The organism is Nostoc sp. NMS7 (assembly GCF_017115085.1).
Taxonomy (GTDB): Bacteria; Cyanobacteriota; Cyanobacteriia; order Cyanobacteriales; family Nostocaceae; genus Nostoc.
In genome coordinates this window covers 86,851-109,167 of record NZ_JABXKJ010000227.1, presented here as the reverse complement: position 1 = coordinate 109,167, position 22,317 = coordinate 86,851, and the positions used below count along the sequence as shown (strand labels likewise).

Sequence of the window (22,317 nt, the reverse complement as noted above, 5' to 3'; positions counted from 1 at the left end):
AGGAGTTATAAGTTAAAGAATTTTTAAATTCAAAACTCCTCACTTCTCACTCAGCACTCAGCACTCACTACTCAGCACTCAAAACATGGCAATCACTACCCAGCAATTAATTCAATGGAAACAACAGGGACGTGCAATTGTGGCGTTGACGGCCTGGGATTATGCGATCGCTCAACTCCTTGACGCAGCTGGTGTAGACTTAATCCTCGTGGGTGACTCTATGGCAGTAGTTCTAGGGTATGAAACAACACTACCCATAACTTTGGATGAAATGATATATCACGCAAAATCTGTGCGTCGAGGAGTTAAACGCGCATTAGTGGTTGTAGATTTACCATTTTTGACCTATCAAGAAAGTCTCCAGCAAGCGATGCATTCGGCTGGGCGGGTATTGAAGGAAACAGGCGCTCAAGCGGTAAAATTGGAAGGTGGCTATCCAGCGATCGCTGAAACTATTGGTCGTTTAGTACAAGCCGGAATTCCGGTAATGGGTCATGTAGGTTTAACACCGCAATCAATACATCAACTGGGTTTGCGACAACAAGGAAAGAGCCAGGAAACGGGTGAAAGAATTTTAAATGAAGCGATCGCTCTGGAACAAGCTGGTGTATTTTCTCTAGTGTTAGAGCATATCCCCGCAGATTTAGCAATGCAGATTACACAAAAATTGAGCATTCCGACAATTGGTATCGGTGCAGGAATTCATTGCGATGGACAAGTTTTAGTTACTTCAGATGTCATTGGACTTACAGAGAAACGTCCACCCTTTGCCAAAGTTTATACAAACTTGCGGGAGACAATTACCAAAGCTGTGCAAGATTATGCTGTGGAAGTGCGCGATCGGAAGTTTCCATAATAGTAGAATCTGAGTTGAGGCAAAATTTCTATGACTACTACACCTGAAGTACTGCCAACCACTTTACCAGACCATACTCAGTTACCTGAGTCTGATGGCACATTTGTATTCGCGGAGCGTGCTGGAGGCAAAAATTTTCAAGAATATCCCCAAAGTATTCTGCTTACAGATTCGATTCAACCAATATTACAAAAGCATCATCCAGAAGGTAATTATTGCATTGGTCAAGATTCTGGCATTTATTGGCGGATCATAGACCCGCCACAAAGAGGTGCAGAAGCACCAGACTGGTTTTATGTGCCTAATGTGCCACCACTTTTAAAGGGTCAAACACGACGTTCTTATGTATTATGGCAAGAAATTATCCCACCTTTGATTGTATTGGAGTTTGTATCGGGTGATGGTTCAGAAGAACGTGACAAAACTTCTTAGACGGGAAAATTTTGGGTTTACGAGCAAGCAATTCGACCTGCCTTTTATGGCATTTACGAAGTGCGCCACAGTCGAGTAGAAGTGTATCACCTAATAGAAGACCACTATGAACTAGTCCTAGAAAACGAACGAGGACATTACCCCATCAACGCCCTTGGTGTAGAGTTAGGTATTTGGCAAGGTCGCTATCAGAATCTGGAATTACCTTGGTTGCGTTGGTGGGATGATCAGGGAAATTTATTACTCTCTGGTGAAGAAAGAGCAGATTTGGAGAGACAGCAAAAAGAACAAGCTCAACAAAAAGTTATTCACCGCGATATCAAGCCAGAGAATATCATTCGTCGCGGTGATGGTAAGTTGGTGCTGATTGACTTTGGTGTATCCAAACAACTGACAGCAAGGGTGATGACGCAACCAGGAACAGCGATCGGTTCCTTTGGTTATGCGCCACTGGAACAAATGCAAGGAGGTGAAGCTTACCCAGCCAGTGATTTATATAATGTTGGTGCAACTTGCTTTCACCTGTTGAGTGGAATTCACCCTTGGGAACTGTGGAAACGACAAGGTTATGGTTGGGTTGCTAGTTGGAGACAGTATTTACAGCAACCAGTGAGTCAGGATTTGGGGCGGATGCTGGATAGATTGTTGCAAGAAGAATACCAGCAGCGTTATCAGTCAACTGAGGAAGTTTTACAAGATTTAAATTCCCCGCCACTACCTTCAGTAGCCCCAACTCTCAAACCAACACCAAAATTAAGTAATTTTCCTCAACCTGGTTTCACTCCTGCAAATATCTCACAAATTACTCTAGTTAAGACTCTGCATGGACATTCTCGCTCGGTTAAATCCGTCGCCATTAGTCCAGATGGCAAAATCCTTGCCAGTGCTAGTTATGACGAGACCATCAAACTGTGGAATCTGGCGACAGGAGAAGAAATTTACACCCTCACTGGACATTCTGACTCGGTTGATTCCATCTCCATTAGCTCAGATAGCAAAACCCTTGCCAGTGGTAGTGATGACAAGACCATCAAACTGTGGAATCTGGCAACAGGAAAGATAATTCGCACTCTCACTGGGCATACTGAGTCCGTTAAGTCGGTCGCTATTAGCCCAGATGGCAAAACCCTTGCCAGTGGTAGTAATGACAACACCATCAGACTGTGGAATCTAACAACAGGAAAGACAATCCGCACTCTTAGGGATTTTAGCCTGCATATCGCCATTAGCCCAGATGGCAAAACCCTTGTCAGTAGTAGTGGGAAGAGCATCAAACTGTGGAATCTGGCGACAGGAGAAATCAGCGCTCTCACTAAGGATTATTACTTGGTTAATTCCGTCGCCATCAGCCCAGATGGCAAAACTCTTGCCAGTGGTAGTCAGGACAGGACAATCAAAATTTGGCGGCTAAAGTAGTGTTAGCGGATAGCTGTTGTTTAGCCCGTGCTGAGTTAGGAGTTTTGAATATTTAGCTAGAAACAGAAAAAGTAACCTAAACTAAAATCACAATAACCTGCTATTAAATCTGAAAAAAGTATGGTTAACACCTATGATGAAATCTTCGATGCTGCATTGTCACTACCTCCAGGGTTAAGAGCAATGCTTGCTGAACATTTGTTTAAAAGTCTGGATGCTGAAAATCAATTAGAAATTGATACTCTGTGAGCGGAGGAAGCAGAGAAAAGACTTCAAGCTGTTGAACAAGGCGAAGTTACTCTAATTTCTGGTGAACAGGTGTTGCGAGAGCTACGTTCCAGGAGTAAGTAATGGCTTATGATTTTCATCCTGATGCCAAACAAGAATTAGATGATGCTGTTGCTTACTATGACAATATCAGCCGCGAGAATTGGTGTCAACTTAACATTAAAAGGGCGGTTAGAAACCGCGTCTACACAAGCAAAACCCACGGAGGTGGGTTAAGAATCCTTGATTTTGTATTAGTCCACGGAGGTGGACTTTGTTTGTGTAGCCGCGAATTCCATTCGCCAAGGCTTAAGTTGACACCAATGATCTTTTTCTGTGCCCCTACGACAGATGTGGTTAAAATACATGAAAACTGCTGTAAATAGCGATCGCCAATTGTTGTGTCTAAATACATTCCTGAAAGCTTAAAAAATTAAATAGCTGCTAGCGATAAAGGACGTTGCTGTTATTGCTTAACTACTGAAGCAAATAGCGGTATTTCCATGACCTATGACCATATTCAACCCCGCTCAAAAGGTGGAGAAACTACCTTTGAAAATCTTTGTTTGGCTTGTCCCTCTTGCAATGAATTTAAAGCTGATTCAACCGCAGCTATAGACATTTTGACTGGGGAAACAACGCCTCTATTTAATCCGCGTACACAGAGATGGTCTGATAATTTTACTTGGAATTCTGATGCTACAACAGTTGAAGATTTAACTATTATTGGTAGGGCGACAATTATTTGCTTGCGAATGAATAATCCAGTTATACTTGTTGCCCGACGACGTTGGACAATTAGTGGTTGGCATCCTCCTAATGATTAATTTGAAGAGTTTCTTAACATCTGCAATCAAGATTATCTGGATCTATAGCTAAAATCAATATTAACGCGATCGCTATCTCAACTAGAAATCCCAGCTAAAAACCCCATACTTGGAGGTGCAGCAATGGTACAACAAGTCACACCAGAAACCACCATCGAAGTCATCTACCCGGAAAGCGACGGACAGCCAATGGCGGATAATACAGAACAATTTGCATGGATTGTCAAAATTAAAGAAAATTTAGAAATCTTATTTGCATCGCCAGCTGATGTATTTATCGCCGGAGATTTGTTTTGGTATCCAGTTGAAGGAAACCCTAATATTAAACAAGCGCCCGATACGATGGTAGTCTTTGGCAGACCTAAAGGAAAACGGAGTTCCTATTTACAGTGGAATGAAGATAATATACCTCCACAGGTAGTATTTGAAATTCTATCGCCAGGTAATACCCTCAAAGAAATGACCAAAAAATTGCAGTTTTACCAGCGTTACGGCGTGGAAGAATATTATATTTATGATCCTGATAAGAATGATTTAAATGGCTTGCTCCGTTCTGAGGAGAGTTTTGAAGTTATCGAAGAGATGAATGGCTGGGTAAGTCCGCGTTTGGGAATCCGTTTTATATTGACACCGAATACCCTGGAAATTGTTTCTCCCACCGGACAAAAGTTTTTAAGCCCCGGAGAAATTGACCAGTTACGGGAACAAGAACGCCAACGTGCAGAACGGGAACGTCAAGCAAAGGAAGCAGCTTTACAAGAATTAGAAGCGGCTTCACAAGAAAAAGAAGCGGCTTTACAGGAATTAAAAAAAGAGCGCGATCGCTATCAAGAATTGTTAGCTAAACTCAAACAAAAGGGAATTGACACAGATAATTTATAATTGCTGCTGTTGATGGTGCGTTATGCTGTCGCTACTGATGGATACTTATGATATAGGAATTAAAAATTTAACTATGGAACAAGAACCGATACAAGTAATTGGAGGTGGACTAGCTGGAACAGAAGCAGCTTGGCAAATAGCCCAAGCTGGAGTGCCTGTAATTCTGCATGAAATGCGTCCAAAACGCTTCAGTCCGGCTCATCATACAGAACATTTGGCAGAATTAGTCTGTAGTAATTCCTTTGGGGCAATGGCAAGCGATCGCGCAGCTGGATTATTGCACGAAGAGTTACGTCAACTGGGTTCGATTGTCATTTCTAAAGCTGATGAACACGCCGTACCTGCGGGTGGGGCGCTAGCCGTCGATAGAGGACAATTTGGCCAAGACTTGACTCAAACTTTAGCACATCATCCTTTAATTGAATTTCGCCGGGGTGAAATGTCTGCGATTCCAGAAGGAATTGTGGTTTTGGCAACTGGGCCTTTAACTAGCCCCGACTTAACCGAAGATTTGCGCCGCTTTACCGGGATGGAATACCTCAGCTTTTTTGATGCGGCTAGTCCAATTATTGTGGGAGAATCGATTAACCGTGACGTTGCTTTTATGGCATCACGTTATGACAAAGGTGAAGCCGCTTATCTCAACTGCCCAATGAATAAAGAGCAGTATTTGCAGTTTCGAGAAGAACTTTGTAAAGCTGAACAAACAGAACTCAAAGGTTTTGAACGGGAAACAGCGAAATTTTTTGAAGCTTGTTTACCCATAGAAGAACTAGCACAGCGCGGGGAAGATACCATGCGCTACGGCCCCCTAAAGCCAGTGGGATTGTCAGATACTCGCACCGGAGAACGTCCTTATGCTGTGGTACAGTTGCGTCAAGAAGATAAAGCCGGTCAACTGTGGAATATGGTAGGATTTCAAACAAACCTGCGCTGGGGTGAGCAAAAGCGAATATTTCAGCTAATTCCCAGTTTGGAAAAGGCGGAGTTTGTCCGCCTGGGAGTGATGCACCGCAACACTTTTATTAATGCGCCTCAGCTAATGCATCCGACTCTGCAATTTAAAGAGCGTCCGACATTGTTAGCAGCTGGACAGTTGATTGGTACTGAAGGCTACACTGCGGCGGCGGCGGGTGGCTGCTTGGCGGGAATTAATGCAGCGCGGCTAGCTTTGGGTAAAGAACCTTTGGTTTTACCACCAACAACAATGATGGGTGCGTTATTGGAATTTATTAGTTCCGCTTCGCCGAAGCATTTCCAACCAATGCCGCCCAACTTTGGGATTTTTCCCGAATTAGGTGCGAAAATCAAAAGTAAGCAGGAGCGTTATGGACGTTACCGCGATCGCTCTTTAACTGACTTGGCAAACTGGAAAGCTAATCATAATTAATGGGCATGGGGCACTTGTACTGAGCGTTGTCGTTGGCGTAGCCTCTCGTAAAGAAGTATTGGGCATTGGGCACTTGTACTGAGCGAAGTCGTTGGCGCAGCCTCTCGTAGAGAAGTATTGGGCATTGGTTATTAATTATTCTCCTCTGCCACTCATTAAATAGGTTTATTATCCTTTAAAATCTTTTGCAGACATTTAGGTAAAATATATGGCTGATATTGTTGATATTGCTGTTACAGCTGAGTCTTTCAAAACACTGGTCGCGGCTGTACAAGCTGCTGGTTTAGTAGAAACATTAAAAAGTCCTGGGCCGTTCACTGTCTTTGCACCAAATGACGATGCTTTTGCCAAGTTACCAGCAGGAACTATCCAAACTCTGTTACAGAATATTCCCCAGCTAACGCGGATTTTAAAGTATCATGTCGTTCCAGGAAAGCTGCTAAAAGCTGATTTAGCAGAACTCGGTACGCTTAATTCTGTGGAAGGTTCACCCATTAAAATTAATTCTTCTGATGCTTTTGAAGTTAAAAATGCCACAGTTTTAGCAGCAGATATCGAAGCTGATAATGGTGTGATACACGTTATCGATACGGTGATTTTACCGGGTTAATTCAGCTAGGGTGGGTGTTTTCCACCCTAGTTATCCAAAATTTTTAGAATTAACTAACTATTGGTAATATCAAAACACAGCCAACTAGTTTAATTTATGTTATATTTGTAAAGTGATTACTCACTCATATGTTAATCTATATTTCGTTATTTTAAAATAAAATAAATTAAATTATTAAAAAGCTAACATCTATCCCAATAAATTAATGCTCGATCTTAACACCTTAGCTGATTTCTCTCGTGGCAACTGCATAAGTATTTGTGCATTTCTGGTACCAGCGAATTTGCTTGTGACAATTTTAACGATCAGCCTGGTAGCGTTACGTCGCCCATCGCATCAAGTCTGGCAATCTGCGGGAATTGCCAGCTTTTTCGCTTCTGTAATGATACTGCACGTATATACTTGGTTCCTGATTGGCGTGGTGATGGCTCCTACTTATATCTTGCTGTGGCTAGCAATTACCTGTTTGGTGGCTAATTTGGCTGCAATTCTTTTTCAAAGACGCTACAGTAACAGTCCTAGTCTTTTCAACTGAAGTCTATCGGGTATCTATTGATGATATTTTCAAAAAATCATCCTTTGATGCCTCTCGATTCATGCTCAAGAATGGCATATAGCCAAGAGTTTCGCCATTCTCCCTTAATCCAATGGTGTTCTGGCAAATATCCTTCCTGCTGCATTCCAATTTTTTGCAAAACTCTTGCTGAGGCAATGTTTTCTGGTCGACAAGTTGCAAAGATGCGATGTAACCCACATTCCCCTAATCAAGCAACAGTTTCATAGCGGTTAGGTAGTTCAATGATGCTATCGCTCAAGTAAGACGATGCAAAAATTAAGGCTTGCTGAATATCTTCATCTTCTAATTCGGGAAACTCCTGGCGCAGTTCTTCACGATTAGGGTAGGTAGCTAATAACTCAATCACCCGACGAACGGTAAGGCGAAGATTACGGCTTTGATTAATTATCCTTTGATTGTAAATAGACCATATTGTAGGGGTTTAGCAATGCTAAACCCTTACGGAAGATGTGGCTTTTCACGTTATACATATTTACTCTTTATTGTCAATGCGTAAGTCCTAAATTAAAGTAAAATAAGAAGTCTTTGAGTATTAGGAGCAGCCATGTACGTGCTAATTGGTGGAGCAGGCTTAGTGGGGCTTACTTTGGCTCAAAAATTGGTAGAACTAGGGCATACGGTTGCCGTCATTGATATTGACCCTACCGCTTGCCGATATGCCCGTGAACAAGTCGGCGCGATGGCTTTTGAAGGCAGTGCTGTGAGTACAGAAGTATTATTAGAAGCTGGGATTCGTAAAGCCAACGCTCTAGCAGCTGTCCTCAGAAGTGATGCCCTCAACTTAGCAATGGTAACTCTCGCTAAACACTACGGTGTTAGCCATACTCTGAGTCGAATGCGCCACCCCGATTTTGCCGAGCCACTGCGTATAGCAGGAGCCAACCATATTATTAGTACCGTTGAACTCGCAGTTTCTACAATGGTGAATGCCATTGAGTATCCGCAAGTAGAATCAATCATGCATTTTGAGCAGGGACAGATTGAGGTTTTGAAAATTTCTATTCCCAACAGTTGCTATGTAGCCAATCGTAGCGTTGCCGAAATAGCTCAAGATTCTCGGTTTCCCAGTGGTTCTCTGATTATCGGCTATCAACCTCACCCTCACGAGGATTTAATGATTCCTAATGGCAGTACAGTCATAAAACCGGGTTCGACTCTACTGATTGTGACCAAACCAGGGTCTTTACATCAAGTTATTGATTTTATTGAAGGTTGTAAATAGTTTTGATGAAGCTGTATCCACATATTTATTTAGTAATTGCAGTTATTCTGCTTGCATCTTGTAAACCAATTCAAAATTCACCAAAGTCACAACCAGTTACTAGTCAGGCAACCCCATCTAACAAGATAGTGACTTTAGATAGTAACTTCAAGATAGCAATGGGTCAAACCATTTATGTACCTGTCTATTCTCATATTTATCATTACAATCGACAGGAGATTTTTAATTTAGCGGTTACGCTCAGTATTCGGAACACAGATTTGGTTAATCCGATCATTATTAGTTCTGTGCGCTACTATGACTCGGCTGGGAAGTTAATTAAGCAGTATTTAGAGCGTCCTATTCAACTTGATGCGCTAGCTTCCACAGATTTTTTTATTAATACGAATGATACCAGTGGTGGCTTAGGCGCAAACTTTATTGTAGAGTGGGTATCTCAAACAGAAATAACTGAACCGATAGTAGAGGCAATCATGATTGGTACTGACTTTCAGCAAGGAATTTCTTTTACCAGTCCTGGTAAGGTGATTAAAAGTCAAAACAATAAACGTTCATTGCCGAAACAAGGGTCTTGAACAGCTATTAAAATAATTCGTAGTAGTGGCAATTCATGAATTGCCCGGCTTAATATAGGAATCATATTTGATTTCTGAAAAAATCTCGGTAGTCTTCTAGTAGACCCTCTAGGCTAAAATGTTGCAAAAAAATTGTAGGTTGGGGAGCCACTGCGTTGCGCGGGTTAAGAGCGTTGTAGCAAGTGGCGTTGGAGGCTTTGCGTAACCCAACATTCTGATACTCAGTTGGGTTGCGCTCCGCTCCACCCAACCTACGTCTAATCCAGTATTTTAGCCTAAAAGGTCCACTACGTGCATTTCAAAAATCAAATACTAGTCTTATAGAAGCTCAAGCAACTTAAACCCACTAAACTTGTTAATCATCATCAAGTTGGAGCAACTTTTCATCAATGATTTGTATCCGTCCTCGCGCAATATCTTCCGAGAGAATTCGTTTACGCATTGCTTCGTTGAGCGCTCCTTTTTCGGCTAACAGTAAACGACGGCGAATAGCATCAAGTTTAATGCGCCCACCACTTTTAGCTTCAAACTCATCGGGACGGCGATTATAAAATTCTCGTAGCGCCTTTTCTGCTCCTGCTATTCGTACCTGATAAGTTGAGCGCATTTCTTCATAGATAGCTCTTGGTAATACCCCTGACTTCAACAAGCTATCTAATTCATCCTGTGCTGCTTTACCTGTCATCAGTTGAGCTTGCAATTCTTCAACCTGCTGCTGAGTCTCTGAAAATTGAGATAATTTTAAGCGTTTTACCAACCAAGGCAAGCTTAAACCTTGTCCGACTAATGACACTAGCACACTGCCGAAGACTAAAGTAATCAGGAATTCTCGCCCTGGCAATGTGGTAGGTAAACTCAAAGCCAGAGCCATCGAGAGTGAACCCTTGATGTTACCTAAAAAAAGTAAATGTTGCCAGCGCAACGGAATTGGGCGGTCAAACCAACGAACTACTGCCAGCAGAGGATAGACTGTAAGAATTCGCCCGACTTGATACGCCAAAACTGTAAGAAGAACAGCAGGTAAAGTCCTCCAGAGCGTGACTGGGTTTATTTCTGCACCAATCAGCAGAAAAATAAAGGTGTTGACAGTAAAACTGGCATATTCCCAGAAACTCAACAAGGTGATGCGACTAGAAGCAGAAGTATTGCGAGACAGCCCAAGATTTCCAAAAATTAATCCAGCTACAACTACAGCTACAGCGCCTGATACATCTAGAAATTCCCCAACTTGAAAAGTTGCTAATGCAACTGCGACCGTCAGTAAGAGACTGCTAAGGGGATCATCTAAACGGGCGAATACAGGTATGCTCAAGTAACCCAAGACTAACCCCACGAGGCAGCCTCCTAGAGCTATCAATAGCAGTTGTTGAATTCCATCTAGTAACGTCAGCGAACCTGTCGAATATACTTGCAAAATCAGGTTGAATGCAACTAAGGCAGCGCCATCGTTGAATAGGGTTTCTCCTTCAACGATGCTAGAAAGCCGCGAGGGCACTGGTATTTCCTTAAATAGGGCAATTATTGAAACTGTATCAGTATTTGCCAGCATTACCCCTACAAATAAAGCAGGTATCCAAGTCAGCCCCAGCAAAAATTTCAACAGAACGGCAATAATAGCAGTGGAAAGCACAGCTCCAGGGCCAGCCAAGAGAGCAATTGGTTTAAACGTGCTGCGTAGGCGGCTGACATCTGTATTGATGCCAGCTTCAAAGAGTAGAATTGGCAGGAAAAGATTCAAAACCAGGGATGGGTCTAAACCAATGCGACGAGACAATAACTCAGTGATTGGCAGACCAGCCAACACTAAACCCGTGACATAAGGGACGCGTAACCGACGAGATAGCAGGGCTACACCAGTGGCAACGAGCAGGAGAATAATTGAAATCTTGATTAATTCGGTAACATTCACTTAAGATACTGAAAATTTATTTTAGTTCCATTGATAAACGTTGCCAAAAGGGTAATACAAATGTCAAATTTCTGTAATGCCTCTATAGAAATACTTAGTTTCATTTCTAAGTAGAAAGGGATTATCTCTTTAGTAATTTTAGTATTAAACGACACCAACATTAGCAGTCGATTAGCCTCAATTGGGCAAGAAAGGTGTGAAGTAATGACTGCCACAAAACCTCATAACTTAACATTTTGCAGGTTAGCGTTTCTCAGATCAGCATACTTACGCACTGAAGTGGATAATGGCTGCGCGGATCGCAATAAACCACACCGCAAGCGTGGCAAATAGGTAGAGGTAGAACCGAAGCATGATGAGATTGAATGTACAATGGACAGCGCTATGTAATGCGCGAAACACAACGAAGACCCATGCAGCATTCACATACACCGAATCCACCTGATTCGTGATAAAAAGATATAGCACAAGCGCATAGAAAAGTACCGGAATCTCGAACAGATTTTTTAGGTTATCTGATGGATTGGATACGTTTGGTGGCGAGAGTTGCGCTAGTGTGCCAGGTATAGCAAGGTCTTTCGGGCTGATCTTTCTACTTATGATGAAACTGATACGACGGATGTACATATACACCCAGACTAGGAGTGTTAGAAACACTGTCGCAAAGAAGGGGCTGAAGATTGCATCTTGCGTCATTTCCACCTCTCAAACTTGATCATTAGTGATGAATCTTGCTATATGTTAAGTCAGCGCCTTTTAGCATTTTACAGTAACGCGTAGGCGTAGCCCGCACTTCGGCAAGCTCAGGGCACCGCGCTACGCGTAGCTTGCTTCCACGAAGTGGTACGGCGCAGGTGTGACAGTGAGCCCTTCTCTACGAGAGGCTGCGCGAACGGCAAGCTCAGGGTAAGACCTGTCGAACGTGTCATTTGTCAAGTCAAACTTTAGGCAAACTTCAGCCACAGTGTACTAGTAAAATTATGGTAAAAGTGCTAAAGGTAAATGGTTGGTAGCTTGAGAAGTACACATGAAAACCACTGGTATTCATCATGTAGCTATTATTTGTTCTGACTACGATCGCTCAAAAAATTTTTATGTAGAAGTTTTAGGCTTTTCGATTATTCAAGAGACTTTTCGCGCCGAAAGAAATTCTTATAAATTAGATTTAAAAGTTGCAGAAAATACCCAAATAGAATTATTCTCTTTCCCAAATCCTCCAGAACGGGCTAGTAAACCAGAAGCTTGTGGTTTAAGGCATATTGCTTTTAAAGTTGAGGATGTTGAGCAAACTGTTTTTTATTTAAAATCGAAAGGGTTAGATATAGAAAACATCAGAGTTGATGAAATTACAGGGAAGAAATTTACTTTCTTTAAAGACCCTGATAATTTGCCGTTAGAGATTTATGAATATTCGACTTAAAGATGATCATCAAAGAATATAAACTATCTGATACAGTCTTTGACAAAGAAACAAATGAATTTTTGGTAAATGACCAAGTGTAATTTATCGGCACAGGCAATGCCTACGGCGGGCTGCGCCTACGCCTCTTATCCTCTAAGAAAGCTTCATAAACATAACGCGGGTTATACCTCACCAGAATATCGTTTTAAACTCTCACGAATGAGCCAATGTTTATGAATTTACCTACAAGATTATCCACCTTGATAAACTTAGTTGAATCTTCAAGGGGTGTGTCAAAGTTACAAGCGACGGTGCTGTAGTCTAGTCTGGCAGTACCATCAAGAATATTGTAAATGCCAGCACCATCGCCAGACTCTTCTTGACCAGAACTGAGTTCGATGCCGAAAGCTTTATTCACCCTAATAATGCTGTTGCCTACCGTTAAGGTGCCATCATTGTAAATGCCACCGCCAAAGTGTGCCTGATTGTTACTAAGGTTGCTGTTGCTTAATATTAAAGCGCCATCATTGTAAATGCCACCGCCAGACTGTGCTTTATTGTTACTAATAGTGCTTTTGGCTAATGTTAAAGTGCCATCATTGTAAACGGCAGCACCAATGCGTGCTTGATTGTTACTAAGGGTGCTATCACTCACGACTATATCATCAACATTTGGATAACCCAGACTATAAACTAAACCGCTATAAAATATCCCTCCACCCAGATTTTTAGCCGTGTTACCACTGATTATACTGTGACTTACTATTCCACCATTATCGGTTACGTAGATGCCACCGCCTTGCAATGCTGTGTTGTCAGTGATGCTGCTGTAATTTACTGTAAAACCACCAGAGCCTACAATGCCGCCGCCGTCAGATTGGGACGAATTGCCACTGATACTGCTGTAATTTACTGTACCTTGACTTAATGAGATACCGCCGCCGATCTCACCCGCCGAATTGTTAGTGATGGTGCTGTAATTTACCTGGCCATCATATAAATAGATACCACCGCCGTAGTCACCTGCGGAATTGTTAGTGACGGTGTTGTAATTTACCTGACCATCATATAAATAGATACCACCGCCGTTGCTACCTGCGGAATTGTTAGTGACGGTGTTGTGACTGAGCATGCCATAATGTAAATAGATACCGCCCCCATAGCCCCCAGATTCTGTCGAACTATTGTGACTGATGGTGCTATAATTCACCGATACCGAGTTAGGCTTGATACCAGTTTTTAAGTCCTGATCACTATAGATACCACCACCATAGTGACCTGCTATGTTACCAGTGATGTTGCTATAGTAGACTGTGAGGCTGCCAGTATTATAAATACCACCACCATCACTGTTGGAGGATAAAATATCACCAGCCGAGTTGTTACTAATAGTACTGTAGTTGACTGTGAGGCTGCCAGTGTTGTAAATACCACCACCCGCACTGAGGGTGTTTCCGTAGAAGTCTATTGCATTATAGTATGCTGTATTGCCAGTAATGATGCTGTTATTTAATGTAAGAGTACCTTCATTGTAAATACCACCACCCCCTGGTGTGCCATTGTAGCCATTATATGTATTGGTAATAGTCAGCCCGTTGATTGCAGATGTTGCACCTTTGCCAATGTGAAAAACACGGTCAGCACTATCATCCTTAATTGTTAGTAAGCTGGCATTTGTGCCTTCAATAGTCAGGTTATCTGTGATACTCAGACCACTACCAGTCAGATTGATGGTATGAGCCAGCCCATCAGAAAACAGTCCACCAAAATTGATGATATTTGTTCCGCCAGCGAGATCGGCATTTAGAATTTGCTGCCGTAGTGAACCTGCACCACTGTTATCAGTATTAGTGACGGTAAATGTAGACATTGATATGACTCTAATTTTTTTCTCGTTGTATAAAAATTGATATCAAAACTCATGCTGATAATACTACGAATCTGCAAACATTTTTTCTACTGCTCACCCGTAGTAAGAGATCAAAGTCAAGAAAGAAAAACTGCGATGGTCGCCTTTCGCTCCGCCGTAGGTCTTACCCTGAGCCTGCGCCGAAGGGCATCGCCCTACTGGTCTGCCAACCCTAAAATGCGCTTTTTCGGATTGGGGTGTATATAAAACAGGAGTCAGAATACAGAATTCACCAATTGTGAGATTATACAGTTTGGCAGCAAAGATTACAAGCCAAGCTTCCCTACATCGCAGAAAATAATGGTGAGATAGTTGGGTTTGGAGAATTAGAACCCGATGGTCACATTGATTGTTTTTATTGTCATAGCAAATACCAAAGAAAAGGTATTGGCTCAAAACTCTTAAGTCATATAGAAACTACTGCCAAATAAGGTTAATCCACACTTACTTATTTCAATCGACCACATCAGTTTGCTTGAGTGCAGCCGCCAGTCCTATCATGAATTCAACAAAGACGCGAACTTTAGCTGAGAGATAGCGTCTTTGCAGATACAACACTGCGATCGGTAATCCAGCTTGAGGCGCATAAGATTGAAGAATCGGTTGGAGGTCGCCCCGTGCAATCGCTTTCGCTCCAATAAACTTGGGCAGTTGAACTATACCGGCTCCCTGAATGACTGCCTCTAAAATAACTTCTGAGTTATCAAATAGCAGATAACTGTCCACGCTGAGGTCGAGTGCTTTTCCGTTTTGTTCAAACTTCCATTTATGTTCTTGTCGGCTTTGCGGAAAGATAAAGTTGACACAGCGATGTTGCAAGAGTTCTTTAGGCGTTGTGGGTGTACCATGCTGAGCGAGATACTGCGGTGAGGCACAAGTAGTGTAATGTGCAGTTGCCAGGTGGTGCATGATTAAACTGCTATCGCTGCTCATGCCAATCCGCACAGTTGCATCAATGCCTTCCTCAGTTAAATCAACCAACCGATCGTTAAAGGAAACATTCAGCTTTAACTCAGGATATTGTGTGGCAAATTGCAGCAGAGCCGGGGCAATATGCAGTTTGCCAAACGTAAAGCTGAGATCAAGCCGCAGTGTTCCGATCGGCGCGGATTGCGATTGTTTGACTTCGAGTTCAGCTTCTTCTAGGTCGTTGAGAATTTGCTGAGCGCGTTGATAAAATCGGTTGCCATCTTTGGTCAGCGTCAAGCTGCGAGTCGTCCGCCCAAGCAAGCGCACCCCCAATTCATCTTCTAAGCGCAATACGGCTCGACTCACGGCGGAGGGAGCCATACCTAACTGTCGGGCTGCCTCGGAAAAGCTGCCACATTGAGCGGAGCGCATAAAAATCATCAGGCTTTTCAGCTTATCCATTGGGGCAACCGTGTCTTTGAATATTTTGCATAAGTGTTTTGAAGTTTAACTACTTTTTCTATCTTCTGGTACAAGTTATTGTCTGGATACAGTGGATAAGTTGAAACCGAGAATATAAACAGGACAGGAATAGTCATGACACAGAACCCTAGTGCAGAACAACTGGTCTTAGTTACCGGAGCAACGGGCAATCAAGGCGGTGCGATCGCCCATGAGCTTCTCCAGCGCGGCAAATTTAAGGTTCGTGCAATGGTTCGCGATCAAAATAAGCCTACCGCCCAGGCTCTTCAACAAGCGGGTGCAGAACTTGTACAAGCAGATCTCAACGATCGCACTTCACTCGATCGCGCCTTGCAAGGCGTTTACGGTGTTTTCTCGATGCAGGACTTCAGGGAAGGCGCGGAAGTAGAAATCCGTCACGGCAAGGCTATAGCAGATGCAGCTTCATCGGCGGGAATTGAGCATTTTGTCTACAGTTCGGTAGGGAGCGCCGAACGCAACACTGGTATTCCGCATTTCGACAGCAAGTTTCAAGTCGAAGAGTATGTTCGATCGATCGAGCTACCCTACACAATTTTGCGTCCGGTGTTCTTTTTTTACAATTACAATATGATGCGATCAATGGTTGAAAACGGAACGCTTGGACAGCCGCTGAGTCCCGAAACGAAATTGCAGCAGCTTTCTGAAAAAGACTACGGGGCAATGGTTGCTGAGGTGTTTGAGCGACCCGCAAACTTCATGAAGCGCGAAATTGAAGTTGCCAGTGTGGACATGACTATGACAGAAATTGCTGCCGCGTTCAGCCATATCTTGGGCAAATCTGTCAACTACCAACAAATTCCGTTTGAAGCGTTCGAGCAGCAAGCCGGGGAAGAAGTAACTATCATGTATCGCTGGTTTGAGAACGTCGGCTACATCGCAAACTTTGCAGAGTTGAAACGCGATTTTTCTGCACTAAGCGACTTTGAATCTTATCTGCGCGATTCTTCGGAGTTTGGCGGAGCTAATCGCAACTGGACAAAGCCAACCGCAGTCGCATCTGGTGTCGAGACGAAAGTGGCAGCGACTTAAAAGGAACAAACAATATGTCAGCACTAATATTAGACACGACTCCTACGATTCTCGCCGTCGGTGCCGCAGGACATTTCGCCAGTCTCGTTGTGCCTGAACTCGCCAAACGAGGCGCAAAAGTCCGCGGGCTGATTCGGCATACAGAGCAGAGCTACCAAGTGATCAAAAACGGCGCGGCGGAGGTTGCTATTGGTGACATAACCGACCGGGCGAGCCTGGACGCGGCGCTGAAGGGTGTGGACTCGGTTTTCTACATCTCGCCAGCCGCTATGCCCAACGAGGTCGAAGTTAGCAAAAGCGTGGTGAATGCTGCAAAGGAGGCTGGTGTACGCCGATTTGTCTTCTCGTCCTTGATTCACCCCATTATCGGCGCAATGGTTCACCATATCGACAAGGCACCGATCGAGGAAGCGATCCTTGCCTCCGACATGGAGTTCACGTTTCTGCACCCGGCTATGTTCTTCCAAAATGTTACGGCGGTTCAGCTTGCAGATATAGCCAAAGGCGCGGTCTTTCCACAACCCTGGTCGATCGAGACCCGCTTCAGCAGGGTTGACTATCGCGACGTGGCTGAGGTCGCGGCAATTGCGCTAATGGAAGACAGGCTGAACTACGGAACCTTCGAGCTGTCTGCCGAGGGTCATCTTACTGGAAAAGACGTGGCGGCGCTGATGGGCGAGGTGCTGGGAAAAAAGATCGAGGCGGTCAAGGTCAACCCAGAAAAGCCTGCTGATCTCTCCAAAGACACTGGCGACAAAAAGCAGACATCGCCGATGCAATCGATGTTTGACTGGTACGACCACCACGGTCTGGTGGGAAACTCACTGATCCTCCGAGCCATTCTCGATCGCGAGCCTCGGACGCTGCGAGCCTACTTCGAGGAAGTTCCTGCCAAACCAGCCCAAATCGCATCCGCTGCTCTGTCAAACGGATAAATAAGGTAATGACTTAGAGTTTGGACATCAAAGCGTTTACTGAAAGAAAACAGGTTTGAAATGAAATTAAACGAGAGAATTGCAGTTGTAACTGGGCCAAGTCGAGGTATTGGGAAAGCGATCGTGGCAACAACTTTGTCTAGTGTGGAGCATCGACCTGACTAGAAGCAGACTTTGGCTCTTTAACTCAACTTTTAAGATTTGGTATTACATATTCGTTCCACACGGTAACGAGTGAATTCATCACAGGAGTTTTATGATATCCAACCGATCGAATGTCTTAATACCGGGTTTTGTCAGCGAGACGATCAACATTGATGGAGTCAACATCCACTACAAAATCGGCGGTGACCCTAACGGTCAACCCATTCTACTCTGGCACGGCTTTCTTAGTACTGGCTACGCATGGCGTTCGGTAATGTCCGCACTAGCACAAGCTGGGTATGCAGTACTCGTACCAGATATGCGCGGCTACGGGGACTCCGACAAACCAGCCGGAACCAAGGGCTATGATGCCCGCGCCCTCGCCGAGGAGTTCCGCGCCCTCGTCTTGAAGATCGGCTTTGGGGCAGGGCAGCCACTTACGCTGGTCGCTCACGATATGGGCGCGCCGCCAGCTCTCCTCTGGGCGATCGCTCGCCCAGAGGAGATCGCGGGACTGCTATACATTGAGGCACCCGTAATGCTATCCGAGATCCTCACCAAGATTATCGCCTATACGCCTGAAGCGATGAAAGAAGGCTCGATGTGGTGGTGGATTCTCCCACTCGCACCCGACGTGCCCGAACGTCTGGTCATCGGTAACGAGCGTGCCTTTTTGACTTGGTTCTACGAGCGATCCACATTTGATCGCAACTCCATCGAGCCGGAAACTGTAGATGAAATTCTGCGAACTTTCTCCAGTCTAGAAGGCGTGCTCGGCGCGATGGGTGTCTACCGAGCGGCATTTGTCACCATCGAACAAACAGCACCTTTGGCTGGAATCCTCGGTCACAAGGTGAAAGTGCCCATCGTGGCACTCGGCGGTGATAAGGGATTGGGTAGGAAAGTTGGCGAGATGGTGAATGCAATCGCCAAGAATGTCGAGCAGTACGTCATCCCCAATTGTGGACACTTCGTGCCCGAAGAGTGCCCAGATGAGGTTGTACGCCACGTATTGACCATGACAAATAAAGTTCATCAAACCGCGACTTCACCTTCTATTCGATTACGCCCGTGATCGATACTGACCCGTAAATACAAGCAACAGGAGCAATACAATGAACAACCACTCAATTACTTCTCAGTCCGCCTCGCAGCTTCCGCCTGATGATCTCCAACGGCATCTCACCGTTGCACAACCAAACGAAGATCAGAACTTGCCTCACATCGGGGTTGTAGGAGACACCTACACAATCCTAATAACGGGCAAAGACACCGACGGTCGCTACTGCCTGATCGATATGCATATCCCGCCCGGCGGCGGTCCTCCTCCCCATCGTCACGATTTTGAGGAGTCGTTTACCATTCTTGAGGGCGAGATCGAGACCACCTTCCGCGGGGAAAAATCAGTTGCGCGGGCTGGCGAAACGGTTAACATTCCGGCTAACGCACCCCATCAGTTCCACAACGCATCTGATCGATCAGTCCGGCTATTGTGCATCTGTTCACCAGCCGGACAGGAAGAGTTTTTCATGGAAGTCGGTGTCCCCGTCGCTACTCGGACGACGGCACCCCCCAAGCTTGATGAAGCTGCCCAAGCGGCATTCAAATCTAAATCCGAAGCCCTCGCTCCAAAATACCGAACGGAGATATTGAAACCTTGAAAAGTTCGTAGTCGTCGATCGTCTGTCAGCTTTAGGTAAAGTGCTGATCACACTTCTAGACAACACCAAGAATGTCTAGCTGTGGCACACAAGCCTCCCGCTTTTGCGATTCACAGCAACTCGTGTGAAGTTCGAATGTGATCAGGACTTACGCAACTGACACAATTGGTCTCGGCGCGGCTTCGCCGCGCCATTGTCGGTGGAAGTATAATATTGCCGAACTGGAAGCATAAGCTTGCCTATGGGCAGAACTTAGTAGGGAAGAGTGTTTAAGAGGTTTGAATGCGATCGCGTAGCGGCAGCTTCCGCATCGCCGCAGATAGCGTACAACGTAAAAATAGGCATTCTATATTGAATTTGCTACTTGTAAGCGATCGCGGCACTATAAGGGCTTGTTAGATGCAGTACTTCATAACGCTTGAATCCAGTTTCCTGGCACCAGCTCCCAAAATCAGCACCAGTGTAATCAAAGGCATCGCCTAGGGCGAACGCATCTAAATATTCAAGATTGATGATCGAGGTGAAATTCCCCAACACTCCATCAAACAGGACTTCCAGGAAATTGGGCACGAAGCTAAACAAGAATGATAATCGTTAAAGAAGACCCAAGTTAATCTTTATAATGAGGTTGAAAAACTATTCCAGTCAGGCATAGGCACAGGATTTCAGAAGATTCAACATAGTACCTATAAAACAGAAGAAGTAGGGCACAGATTAATAACGCATTACCATCGATATTATGCTGTGACTTGTCGAGGTAAGGTGACTGGCGGTAATTACGGGGAATAGAGATTGTACTTGTACTTTAGGCGATCAAGTTTTTAGATGATGATTTAAGTAGAGCGATCGCATGAGTCAACCCAACAATTCCTCTTTTTAAAGCATCACCAAACTACCTTGCGCTTCTTCCTCTAGTTCATAACCATTAGCTAGTTTTTCAATTGCTTTGTCAATCATTGCCAAACCTTGATCTACCTTTTCAACTACACTCAACTGTCCTCGGAGTTCGGCAGCACCAACGAAACCTTTAGCATACCAAGTCATGTGCTTACGGGCTTGACGCACACCGCGATCGCCTTTATATTCCCACAAGGCTTGTAAATGATCTCTTGCACATTCCAAACGCCCAATTGGGGTTGGTGACGGTAATATCTCCCCAGTTTTCAGGAAGTGATCAATTTCTCCCACCAAAAAGGGATAACCCAAAGTCCCACGGGAACACATAACACCATCAGCGCCAGTCTGCTCTAAACATCTTACCGCTGCCTCAACAGAAAAAATATCTCCATTCCCAATCACTGGGATAGAAAGCACTTCTTTGACACGGGTAATCCATTCCCAACGGGCATTGCCATTGTATCCTTGGGCGCGGGTGCGTCCATGTACTGTAATCATTTTTGCACCGGCATCTTCCATCCGCTTGGCAAAGTCGAGAATAGTAATTTCGTGATCATTCCAGCCAATACGGGTTTTTACGGTTACAGGAACATCAACAGCTTTTACCACTTCCCGCACAATTGCTTCTGCTACTTCTGGTTGCCGCAACAACGAAGAACCGCCACCATTTTTAGTGATTTTATTTACCGGACAACCCATATTAATATCAACAGTATCAGCACCTTCTGCAACTGCCTTTATTGCCGCTTCTGCGAGAAAATCTGGACGACAATCAAATAGTTGAACGCTAATTGGGCGTTCATTACGGTCTACCTCCATGATTTTGGGTAACTGCTTGACATAATGCAACCCCGTAGCATTCACCATTTCGGTATACATCATCGAATCTGGGGCATAGCGACGCACCAGACGGCGAAACACCAGATCCGTCACCCCAGATAGAGGCGACTGGAGAACCCGACTTTTTACCTCGAAGGAGCCAATTTTCAGGGGTTGGGAGAGTCTAGCTTGGAGAATGGGCGACAGGGAAATCATACAAAAAATTAAAAATTGCGGGAATGGAAAATGACAGGAATATTTAGGAGTATCTCTGAGCAGTGCTAATTGTAGGTTACATATCCTGACTTGGAGGCTGTTTTTGCATTTCTTGCTCAATCTCTTCTAGACTCAAACCTAACTCTTTCGCTGTTTCTTCAAAACTCAATCCCAATTTGAATAACAAAGGTATCATTCTCAATTTTTCTTGACGCGCTCCTTCTTGCTTGCCTTCTTGATAAACTCGTGTCTGCTGCAAATCACTTAACCCAAACATACCTTCAATCTCCTCTCGACTCATCGTCGGAAACTTGTAAACTAATATTGTCTCTATCAATTCTAGTAACTGCCGCCGTTGTGGTTCAAGGTTGATTTCTTGCTGGGTTCTGTCTATTAACTGCCTAGCAGATGTAATTGCTGTATCCTCTTCATCGACCACTAATTTCATCGTAGCAATTCCAACTGGCAGCGATGCTGTTTCACCTAATTCATTTAGATAAATGCGATTTACACGCTGGCTGTCGAAAAATTCACTGTAATTCTTGATATCTGCTGTATCTAGACTGCGATTGGGATAAATAACTGCTCCTCGCCAAGGATTTTTAGGTTTATTTTGACGTAAGTATAAACAAATTTCCGAAAATAGGCGTGAATAAATTTCTATATCGATTTGAAACTGGACTTCAACAAAGTAAATCGGATTTTCTTCCCCTTGAGTTGGCAGAAAAACGCCATCTATACGGAATGCAGTTTGCTTGATTTCGATTGAGGAGAATTTATAAGCCTCTGCTGTTTGCGGTGAGTTGCCTATTAATTCAAAAAAGATGCTAGGAAATTCTTGAAAAAGGCGATAAAAAATGCTGTCAGTTTTCACGCTTGATGTATTGCTGAGATTTGCCCTGTTGCGATTTTACCGTGAAATACTACTG

25 protein-coding genes and 4 pseudogenes are annotated in these 22,317 nt (G+C 44.1%); 19 read left to right on the top strand and 10 right to left on the bottom strand.

Annotation, left to right across the window (positions count from 1 at the left end; all coding sequences use genetic code 11):
* Window positions 1-85: 85 nt before the first annotated feature.
* From panB to trmFO, 9 genes and pseudogenes are all read left to right on the top strand, one after another.
* Window positions 86-856, top strand: coding sequence for a 3-methyl-2-oxobutanoate hydroxymethyltransferase (gene panB, locus HWQ38_RS28380; RefSeq protein WP_292800580.1), 771 nt, complete (start codon window positions 86-88; stop codon window positions 854-856).
* A gap of 30 nt (window positions 857-886) precedes the next feature.
* Window positions 887-1,969 (top strand): annotated as a pseudogene (locus HWQ38_RS28375) (Uma2 family endonuclease); the annotation flags it as partial.
* Window positions 1,970-2,080: 111 nt separating this feature from the next.
* Entirely contained in the window at window positions 2,081-2,704 is a 624-nt protein-coding gene (locus HWQ38_RS28370) for a WD40 repeat domain-containing protein (RefSeq protein ID WP_292800603.1), read from the top strand.
* Window positions 2,705-2,824: 120 nt separating this feature from the next.
* Window positions 2,825-2,953 (top strand): hypothetical protein, encoded by a 129-nt coding sequence (locus tag HWQ38_RS28365; protein WP_292800578.1) that lies wholly within the window; start codon window positions 2,825-2,827, stop codon window positions 2,951-2,953.
* Between the two features lie 9 nt (window positions 2,954-2,962).
* Window positions 2,963-3,055, top strand: a pseudogene (locus tag HWQ38_RS28360) (addiction module protein); the annotation flags it as partial.
* Window positions 3,055-3,357, top strand: a complete 303-nt coding sequence (locus tag HWQ38_RS28355) for a hypothetical protein (protein ID WP_292800576.1) — start codon at window positions 3,055-3,057, stop codon at window positions 3,355-3,357. The pseudogene HWQ38_RS28360 and the gene HWQ38_RS28355, both read left to right, overlap by 1 nt.
* Window positions 3,358-3,408: 51 nt before the next feature.
* Window positions 3,409-3,798 carry an HNH endonuclease signature motif containing protein gene (locus HWQ38_RS28350; RefSeq protein ID WP_292800601.1) on the top strand — a complete coding sequence of 130 codons (390 nt, stop codon included), beginning with the start codon at window positions 3,409-3,411 and terminating at the stop codon, window positions 3,796-3,798.
* 123 nt (window positions 3,799-3,921) lie between these two features.
* Window positions 3,922-4,680, top strand: a complete 759-nt coding sequence (locus HWQ38_RS28345; RefSeq protein ID WP_292800574.1) for a Uma2 family endonuclease — start codon at window positions 3,922-3,924, stop codon at window positions 4,678-4,680.
* Between the two features lie 73 nt (window positions 4,681-4,753).
* On the top strand, window positions 4,754-6,070 hold the full coding sequence (gene trmFO / locus HWQ38_RS28340; protein WP_292800599.1) for an FADH(2)-oxidizing methylenetetrahydrofolate--tRNA-(uracil(54)-C(5))-methyltransferase TrmFO: 1,317 nt from the start codon (window positions 4,754-4,756) through the stop codon (window positions 6,068-6,070).
* Here trmFO and HWQ38_RS28335 read toward each other — a convergent pair.
* A complete protein-coding gene (locus tag HWQ38_RS28335; protein WP_292800572.1) occupies window positions 6,067-6,195 on the bottom strand; it encodes a hypothetical protein in 129 nt (42 codons plus the stop codon). The genes trmFO and HWQ38_RS28335 overlap by 4 nt on opposite strands.
* An 83-nt stretch (window positions 6,196-6,278) precedes the next feature.
* Here HWQ38_RS28335 and HWQ38_RS28330 point away from each other — a divergent pair, with 83 nt between their 5' ends.
* Entirely contained in the window at window positions 6,279-6,680 is a 402-nt protein-coding gene (locus HWQ38_RS28330) for a fasciclin domain-containing protein (RefSeq protein ID WP_292800570.1), read from the top strand.
* Between the two features lie 205 nt (window positions 6,681-6,885).
* Complete coding sequence (locus HWQ38_RS28325) at window positions 6,886-7,215, top strand: hypothetical protein (RefSeq protein ID WP_292800568.1); 330 nt, start codon at window positions 6,886-6,888, stop codon at window positions 7,213-7,215.
* A gap of 37 nt (window positions 7,216-7,252) precedes the next feature.
* On the opposite strand, the pseudogene HWQ38_RS28320 reads toward HWQ38_RS28325, so the two are convergent.
* Together HWQ38_RS28320 and HWQ38_RS28315 are read right to left on the bottom strand one after the other, a co-directional pair.
* Window positions 7,253-7,426: pseudogene (locus HWQ38_RS28320) on the bottom strand (GNAT family protein); the annotation flags it as partial.
* An 18-nt stretch (window positions 7,427-7,444) separates the two neighbouring features.
* On the bottom strand, window positions 7,445-7,642 hold the full coding sequence (locus tag HWQ38_RS28315) for a DUF433 domain-containing protein (protein ID WP_292800598.1): 198 nt from the start codon (window positions 7,640-7,642) through the stop codon (window positions 7,445-7,447).
* A gap of 159 nt (window positions 7,643-7,801) precedes the next feature.
* Here HWQ38_RS28315 and HWQ38_RS28310 point away from each other — a divergent pair, with 159 nt between their 5' ends.
* Together HWQ38_RS28310 and HWQ38_RS28305 are read left to right on the top strand one after the other, a co-directional pair.
* Window positions 7,802-8,479 carry a TrkA family potassium uptake protein gene (locus tag HWQ38_RS28310; protein ID WP_292800566.1) on the top strand — a complete coding sequence of 226 codons (678 nt, stop codon included), beginning with the start codon at window positions 7,802-7,804 and terminating at the stop codon, window positions 8,477-8,479.
* Between the two features lie 5 nt (window positions 8,480-8,484).
* A complete protein-coding gene (locus HWQ38_RS28305) occupies window positions 8,485-9,054 on the top strand; it encodes a DUF3124 domain-containing protein (protein ID WP_292800564.1) in 570 nt (189 codons plus the stop codon).
* Window positions 9,055-9,409: 355 nt separating this feature from the next.
* On the opposite strand, the gene HWQ38_RS28300 is transcribed toward HWQ38_RS28305, so the two are convergent.
* Together HWQ38_RS28300 and HWQ38_RS28295 are read right to left on the bottom strand one after the other, a co-directional pair.
* On the bottom strand, window positions 9,410-10,963 hold the full coding sequence (locus HWQ38_RS28300) for a sodium:proton antiporter (protein ID WP_292800562.1): 1,554 nt from the start codon (window positions 10,961-10,963) through the stop codon (window positions 9,410-9,412).
* A gap of 267 nt (window positions 10,964-11,230) precedes the next feature.
* The gene (locus HWQ38_RS28295) at window positions 11,231-11,659 is read right to left on the bottom strand and encodes an MAPEG family protein (RefSeq protein ID WP_292800560.1); all 429 of its coding nucleotides are present in this window, start codon (window positions 11,657-11,659) and stop codon (window positions 11,231-11,233) included.
* Window positions 11,660-11,990: 331 nt separating this feature from the next.
* Between HWQ38_RS28295 and HWQ38_RS28290 the strand changes: the two genes are divergently transcribed.
* The gene (locus HWQ38_RS28290) at window positions 11,991-12,383 is read left to right on the top strand and encodes a VOC family protein (protein WP_292800558.1); all 393 of its coding nucleotides are present in this window, start codon (window positions 11,991-11,993) and stop codon (window positions 12,381-12,383) included.
* A gap of 187 nt (window positions 12,384-12,570) precedes the next feature.
* Here HWQ38_RS28290 and HWQ38_RS28285 read toward each other — a convergent pair whose 3' ends face one another.
* Window positions 12,571-14,235 (bottom strand): right-handed parallel beta-helix repeat-containing protein, encoded by a 1,665-nt coding sequence (locus HWQ38_RS28285; protein WP_292800556.1) that lies wholly within the window; start codon window positions 14,233-14,235, stop codon window positions 12,571-12,573.
* Between the two features lie 302 nt (window positions 14,236-14,537).
* Here HWQ38_RS28285 and HWQ38_RS28280 point away from each other — a divergent pair.
* Window positions 14,538-14,705, top strand: a pseudogene (locus tag HWQ38_RS28280) (GNAT family N-acetyltransferase); the annotation flags it as partial.
* 22 nt (window positions 14,706-14,727) lie between these two features.
* Here HWQ38_RS28280 and HWQ38_RS28275 read toward each other — a convergent pair.
* A complete protein-coding gene (locus tag HWQ38_RS28275; protein WP_292800554.1) occupies window positions 14,728-15,645 on the bottom strand; it encodes a LysR family transcriptional regulator in 918 nt (305 codons plus the stop codon).
* A gap of 135 nt (window positions 15,646-15,780) precedes the next feature.
* On the opposite strand from HWQ38_RS28275, the gene HWQ38_RS28270 reads away from it, so the two are divergent.
* The 4 genes from HWQ38_RS28270 (at window position 15,781) to HWQ38_RS28255 (ending at window position 19,456) form a co-directional block, all read left to right on the top strand.
* Window positions 15,781-16,716 (top strand): NmrA/HSCARG family protein, encoded by a 936-nt coding sequence (locus HWQ38_RS28270; RefSeq protein ID WP_292800552.1) that lies wholly within the window; start codon window positions 15,781-15,783, stop codon window positions 16,714-16,716.
* 14 nt (window positions 16,717-16,730) lie between these two features.
* The gene (locus HWQ38_RS28265) at window positions 16,731-17,651 is read left to right on the top strand and encodes an NmrA family NAD(P)-binding protein (RefSeq protein ID WP_292800550.1); all 921 of its coding nucleotides are present in this window, start codon (window positions 16,731-16,733) and stop codon (window positions 17,649-17,651) included.
* A gap of 256 nt (window positions 17,652-17,907) precedes the next feature.
* Window positions 17,908-18,870: an alpha/beta hydrolase gene (locus HWQ38_RS28260; protein ID WP_292800548.1), complete on the top strand. Its 963-nt coding sequence runs from the start codon at window positions 17,908-17,910 to the stop codon at window positions 18,868-18,870.
* A 40-nt stretch (window positions 18,871-18,910) separates the two neighbouring features.
* A complete protein-coding gene (locus HWQ38_RS28255) occupies window positions 18,911-19,456 on the top strand; it encodes a cupin domain-containing protein (protein ID WP_292800546.1) in 546 nt (181 codons plus the stop codon).
* Between the two features lie 360 nt (window positions 19,457-19,816).
* Here the strand turns inward: HWQ38_RS28255 and HWQ38_RS28250 are convergent, their stop codons facing one another.
* The 3 genes from HWQ38_RS28250 to HWQ38_RS28240 form a co-directional block, all read right to left on the bottom strand.
* Window positions 19,817-20,026: a hypothetical protein gene (locus HWQ38_RS28250; RefSeq protein WP_292800544.1), complete on the bottom strand. Its 210-nt coding sequence runs from the start codon at window positions 20,024-20,026 to the stop codon at window positions 19,817-19,819.
* 306 nt (window positions 20,027-20,332) lie between these two features.
* Complete coding sequence (dusB, locus tag HWQ38_RS28245; protein ID WP_292800542.1) at window positions 20,333-21,388, bottom strand: tRNA dihydrouridine synthase DusB; 1,056 nt, start codon at window positions 21,386-21,388, stop codon at window positions 20,333-20,335.
* Between the two features lie 76 nt (window positions 21,389-21,464).
* Window positions 21,465-22,262: an Rpn family recombination-promoting nuclease/putative transposase gene (locus HWQ38_RS28240; RefSeq protein WP_292800540.1), complete on the bottom strand. Its 798-nt coding sequence runs from the start codon at window positions 22,260-22,262 to the stop codon at window positions 21,465-21,467.
* Window positions 22,263-22,317: the final 55 nt, after the last annotated feature.

Excerpts from the sequence above, each read along its gene's own strand:
- HWQ38_RS28290 (WP_292800558.1), top strand. The coding sequence starts at position 11,991 with ATGAAAACCACTGGTATTCATCATGTAGCTATTATTTGTTCTGACTAC.
- HWQ38_RS28345 (WP_292800574.1), top strand. The coding sequence starts at position 3,922 with ATGGTACAACAAGTCACACCAGAAACCACCATCGAAGTCATCTACCCG.
- HWQ38_RS28260 (WP_292800548.1), top strand. The coding sequence starts at position 17,908 with ATGATATCCAACCGATCGAATGTCTTAATACCGGGTTTTGTCAGCGAG.
- HWQ38_RS28365 (WP_292800578.1), top strand. The coding sequence starts at position 2,825 with ATGGTTAACACCTATGATGAAATCTTCGATGCTGCATTGTCACTACCT.
- trmFO (WP_292800599.1), top strand. The coding sequence starts at position 4,754 with ATGGAACAAGAACCGATACAAGTAATTGGAGGTGGACTAGCTGGAACA.
- panB (WP_292800580.1), top strand. The coding sequence starts at position 86 with ATGGCAATCACTACCCAGCAATTAATTCAATGGAAACAACAGGGACGT.
- HWQ38_RS28295 (WP_292800560.1), bottom strand. The coding sequence starts at position 11,659 with ATGACGCAAGATGCAATCTTCAGCCCCTTCTTTGCGACAGTGTTTCTA.
- HWQ38_RS28305 (WP_292800564.1), top strand. The coding sequence starts at position 8,485 with ATGAAGCTGTATCCACATATTTATTTAGTAATTGCAGTTATTCTGCTT.
- HWQ38_RS28265 (WP_292800550.1), top strand. The coding sequence starts at position 16,731 with ATGTCAGCACTAATATTAGACACGACTCCTACGATTCTCGCCGTCGGT.
- HWQ38_RS28355 (WP_292800576.1), top strand. The coding sequence starts at position 3,055 with ATGGCTTATGATTTTCATCCTGATGCCAAACAAGAATTAGATGATGCT.
- HWQ38_RS28285 (WP_292800556.1), bottom strand. The coding sequence starts at position 14,235 with ATGTCTACATTTACCGTCACTAATACTGATAACAGTGGTGCAGGTTCA.
- HWQ38_RS28330 (WP_292800570.1), top strand. The coding sequence starts at position 6,279 with ATGGCTGATATTGTTGATATTGCTGTTACAGCTGAGTCTTTCAAAACA.
- HWQ38_RS28310 (WP_292800566.1), top strand. The coding sequence starts at position 7,802 with ATGTACGTGCTAATTGGTGGAGCAGGCTTAGTGGGGCTTACTTTGGCT.
- HWQ38_RS28255 (WP_292800546.1), top strand. The coding sequence starts at position 18,911 with ATGAACAACCACTCAATTACTTCTCAGTCCGCCTCGCAGCTTCCGCCT.
- HWQ38_RS28325 (WP_292800568.1), top strand. The coding sequence starts at position 6,886 with ATGCTCGATCTTAACACCTTAGCTGATTTCTCTCGTGGCAACTGCATA.
- dusB (WP_292800542.1), bottom strand. The coding sequence starts at position 21,388 with ATGATTTCCCTGTCGCCCATTCTCCAAGCTAGACTCTCCCAACCCCTG.
- HWQ38_RS28270 (WP_292800552.1), top strand. The coding sequence starts at position 15,781 with ATGACACAGAACCCTAGTGCAGAACAACTGGTCTTAGTTACCGGAGCA.
- HWQ38_RS28275 (WP_292800554.1), bottom strand. The coding sequence starts at position 15,645 with ATGGATAAGCTGAAAAGCCTGATGATTTTTATGCGCTCCGCTCAATGT.
- HWQ38_RS28335 (WP_292800572.1), bottom strand. The coding sequence starts at position 6,195 with ATGCCCAATACTTCTCTACGAGAGGCTGCGCCAACGACTTCGCTCAGT.